The following is a 3,591-nucleotide window of genomic DNA, read 5'->3' as shown; positions in this document are numbered from 1 at the left end:
TCATCGTGGTGATGTCCTTTCGAGAGTGCTGTGGAAGGTTCGCTCGAAGGCTCCCACGGTGACCGCGTCCGTCTCGAAGATGGTCGTGGCCACCGGGGAGGGTTACACCACTATCCGGGACTCAACTGGCCAAGCAGGAGACTGGCCCATGCTGCTGCCTCTGCTGGGTCAGTTGCGCGTGGCCCGGCCGACAGGCCGGCCCCGGACCCGCCCCCAAGGCGGTGCTGGGCGAGAAGGCGTACTCATCGCGGGCGATCGGCACCCACCTGCGCGCCCGTGGCCTCAAGACCGTCATCCCCGAGCCGGCGGACCAGCAGGGCCACCGCAGCCGCCACGGCTCAGTCGGCGGCCGACCCGTGGGCCTCGACGCGGACGCCTACAAGGGCCGCAATCTCATCGAACGCCAGTACGCGCACCTGAAGCAATGGCGGGGCCTGGCGACCCGGTACGACAAGTACGCGATCGTCTACCGGGCTGCCGTGGCGCTGAACGCGGTGATCGCGTGGTCCAAACTATTGTCAGACACGCCCTAGCTGTCCAGCCGTCGAATGATGTTGGCGATGAGGATGACGGAGTCGGCGGCGATGCCTGCTGACCGACGGTCCGCGTTGGGTGAGTGCTTGACCTTGTGCGCGAGGGCCGACGCTTTCTTGACCAGGCCGCGGAGTTCTTCGTTGGCGTTCCCTGGCAGGGTGGCGTTGATGTATGCCTCGAGCCGGATGTTCGTCTTGTCCACGGGTGGCTCGGACTGACCGGGTGTGCCGTGTTGGGCGTGGTCGTACACCTGTCGGCTGAGCGCTTCGAGGACAGCCACGCACCTGTTTCCGGTGTCCCGGTAGTCCTGCATACCGCTAGCGGTGCGGAACCGTGTGCGGAGCTGGGCGATCTCGTCGTCCACCTGGGTCCAGCCAGTATTCGGGTGAGGGGAGACACCCGAGGCAAGGGCGCCGCGGGACTGTTCCTCTTCCCTTGCATGGAGGGTCTGGAATACCGGGTCGAAGTGTTTGGCCAGCATCTCTCGGCGCATCTGCCACGAACCTCCGCCCGAGGCTCCCTCTGCGATCCAGTAGGTACGGAACGAGGAGAAGTCTCTCCACGGCAGGTCCAAGGGGATGCCGTAGCGGTGGAGAACGAGTCGGAGCGCACGCAGGATTGCGTAGCCTTCCTCGTCGGTGCGTCCGTGGTCGTTGTGCGTGGCGTGGTTCTCGTATGTCTCGTGCACCAGCTTCGCCAGGTTCACGGCGGACTCGAGGTCGTCGTCACCGGGAATCGGTCCATCGGCGAGGCGTTTGATCTGCTCCAAGTTGAGCTTCCGGTGCGGCAGGCCCCAGGGGTTCCCTGGGGCGGGTTCTTCGATCCATAGGTCCTTGCTGTCCACGGCTTCTAGTGTCCCAGAGGAGTTGCGTCCCTGCGGTGTCAGTCATGCCTCGGGACAGCCACCGCGGCGGGACTGGACCGCGATACCGACAACACCCTCGGCCTGAACGAGGCGGTGATCCCAGGCGGGGCATACCTGCGATTGCGTCTTCGAGGTGAGGTGCCAGCGGTCTACGGGCAGATCGGTGAAGCCTTGGATGTCCTCTTCGCTCACGCGGAGCACGACTCCACGCGTCCCCAAATCGAGAGCTACCGGCGCGAAGGTGAGATCGACTGTCTCGTGCCGATCCTCATGTAGCACAAACGACCGATTCCGTCCCGTGCTGCCTCGGGAAGCCGGGGTGGTTCGCTTATCGGGCTGTCGGGTTAGGAGCCATACGCTTCCAGAGCTGGGCGTGGCCCTCGGCGTCGGGATGGACCCCGTCGGTGAACCAGTCCGTCCGACCTTCCAGGACGGGCCAGAGGTCTATGACGTCGCGGTGGGTCTGAGTGGCCCAGCAGATCAGCCGGTCACGGTAGTTCGCGGCGTCCTGAAGGCGTACCTGCATGCTGAACTGCTCGGAGGCACGCTTGACGTCGAGCCACACGGGTGTCAGGACGACGGGTCGGCGACCGACGCCCTCCAGCCGGGTGCACATCGCGTCCATCATCGTCACGAGCTCGGCAGGATGGGCGGGACCGTGGTCGGCGGCCAGGTCGTTGATGCCGGCCGCGATGACGACGGTGTCCACACGGCGCAGAGCAGTCTCAGCGTCGATGTGATGGGTGAGCTGTCGGAGAGTGAGGCCGGGGACGGCGAGATTCCACACCCGCCGTCCGTAGGTGTTGCTGTGCTGTCGTGTCAGGTGTCCGGCCCAGCCTCCGTCGGGGTCGTCAAGACCGAACGCGATCGAGTCGCCCACGACGGCGATGCGTTCAGCGGCGGTCAATGGGTCTGCGGCGACGTAGGCCCATGCCGTACCGGCGCGGGGTTCGTCCCCTGGACCGATCGTGGTGAGCTGCACCCGCCGGCGGACGTAGGCGTCCACCTCGTAGGCGTCGGCGGCGGCCAGTTGCTCGGTGCTCAGGGTGAGCACGTGGCCCTGAACGGCCTCCTCCACCCGTCGGGCCAGGCCCCGGTGCTCAGCGGCGCCAGAGAGACGGATGACATCGGGGTCCGTGATGGGGACGTACACCAGGCCATGGCCGGGGAGGCCGGCAGGCTGGGAGGGCACGGGTCCGCCGAAGAGAGCGTGTTGCACCTGCGGCTGGGTCAAGGTCCCGAAGGAGAAGAGCTGGGCCGGCTGAGTCTCAGGCATGGGGCGAGATTACCGGGGCTGAGATGTTCGCAAGTGAGGGCGAGAAGGGTGGATCCGCGCCCCTCCGATAGTCGTCCAGCCGGGTATACCCCTTTACACACCCTGCCCGGTCACGAGACCATCACGTCAGAGACGGTCCCAATCGGGTCCGTTGGACACAAGTGTCGGAGGGTCTAAGACGTGGTTGGACAGACTGTGGCCTATGTGCGGGTGAGCTCGGCGGAGCAGAACCTGGATCGTCAGCTCGAGGCGGTGGGGGAGTGCGACCGGATCTTCCAGGACAAGATCTCGGGCAGCTCCCGAGCTAAGCGCACCGGGTTGGCTGAGCTGATGAAGTACGTCCGCGAGGGGGACCTGGTGAAGGTCGCCTCCATGGACCGGCTGGGACGGGACACGCGGGACCTGTACGCCATCGTGGACGAGCTCACCGCCAAGGGGTGTGCAGTGCAGTTCGTGTCCGAGCGGATCACCGTGGACAAGTCCGGCGCTTCACCGGTGGATGGGCTCATGCTGGGCATCCTGGCGGCGTTCGCTGAGTTCGAGCGCCGGCGGATCAAGGAGCGTCAGGCTGAGGGCATCGCCTTGGCTAAGGCCCGCGGCAAGTACGTGCAGGCCCCGAAGCTCTCGGACACCGATGTGGAGCAGGCGCGCGTGATGATCGAGATGGGGATCCCGAAGGCTGAGGTGGCGCGCACGTTCGGGGTAAGCCGGCAGACGCTATACACCTCATTGCGCCGAGTCGTGGCGAGGTGAGTTCGACGAGCATCACAAGAGGTTGATAGTGCTAGATGTAAGAGGTCATGACGTTGTTGACTCGGGCCGGGGCCAACGAGGCCGGAGGGGCGTCCCCGCAGGAGGTATGAGGCCGATGGTAGTTGTAGTGGTTCACCCACACCGCCAGGGCCTCACGCCGAGC

Annotated in this window: 5 protein-coding genes and 1 pseudogene; 2 read left to right on the top strand and 4 right to left on the bottom strand. The window is 65.8% G+C overall.

Translation table 11 applies throughout. The features are described from left to right. Positions 1-127: 127 nt before the first annotated feature. Positions 128-533 (top strand): annotated as a pseudogene (locus MF605_RS11800) (transposase); the annotation flags it as partial. Here the strand turns inward: MF605_RS11800 and MF605_RS11795 are convergent. From MF605_RS11795 to MF605_RS11785, 3 genes are all read right to left on the bottom strand, one after another. After that, a complete protein-coding gene (locus tag MF605_RS11795; protein WP_134417098.1) occupies positions 530-1,378 on the bottom strand; it encodes an adenine nucleotide alpha hydrolase family protein in 849 nt (282 codons plus the stop codon). The pseudogene MF605_RS11800 and the gene MF605_RS11795 overlap by 4 nt on opposite strands. A gap of 42 nt (positions 1,379-1,420) precedes the next feature. After that, the gene (locus tag MF605_RS11790; RefSeq protein ID WP_166795285.1) at positions 1,421-1,591 is read right to left on the bottom strand and encodes a hypothetical protein; all 171 of its coding nucleotides are present in this window, start codon (positions 1,589-1,591) and stop codon (positions 1,421-1,423) included. A gap of 136 nt (positions 1,592-1,727) precedes the next feature. Further along, positions 1,728-2,675, bottom strand: coding sequence for a GDSL-type esterase/lipase family protein (locus tag MF605_RS11785; RefSeq protein WP_166795284.1), 948 nt, complete (start codon positions 2,673-2,675; stop codon positions 1,728-1,730). A 180-nt stretch (positions 2,676-2,855) separates the two neighbouring features. On the opposite strand from MF605_RS11785, the gene MF605_RS11780 reads away from it, so the two are divergent. Then, positions 2,856-3,428, top strand: coding sequence for a recombinase family protein (locus MF605_RS11780; RefSeq protein WP_036381446.1), 573 nt, complete (start codon positions 2,856-2,858; stop codon positions 3,426-3,428). A 31-nt stretch (positions 3,429-3,459) separates the two neighbouring features. Here the strand turns inward: MF605_RS11780 and MF605_RS11775 are convergent. Beyond that, the coding region (locus MF605_RS11775) for an integrase core domain-containing protein (protein ID WP_141844281.1) at positions 3,460-3,591 on the bottom strand (132 nt) is incomplete at its 5' end.

It is taken from the genome of Micrococcus luteus (assembly GCF_022664405.1).
Classification (GTDB): domain Bacteria; phylum Actinomycetota; class Actinomycetes; order Actinomycetales; family Micrococcaceae; genus Micrococcus; species Micrococcus luteus.
This window is presented reverse-complemented; position numbering and strand designations above follow the sequence as displayed.

Coding starts and splice junctions, on each gene's coding strand:
- MF605_RS11785 (WP_166795284.1), bottom strand. CDS start 2,675: ATGCCTGAGACTCAGCCGGCCCAGCTCTTCTCCTTCGGGACCTTGACC.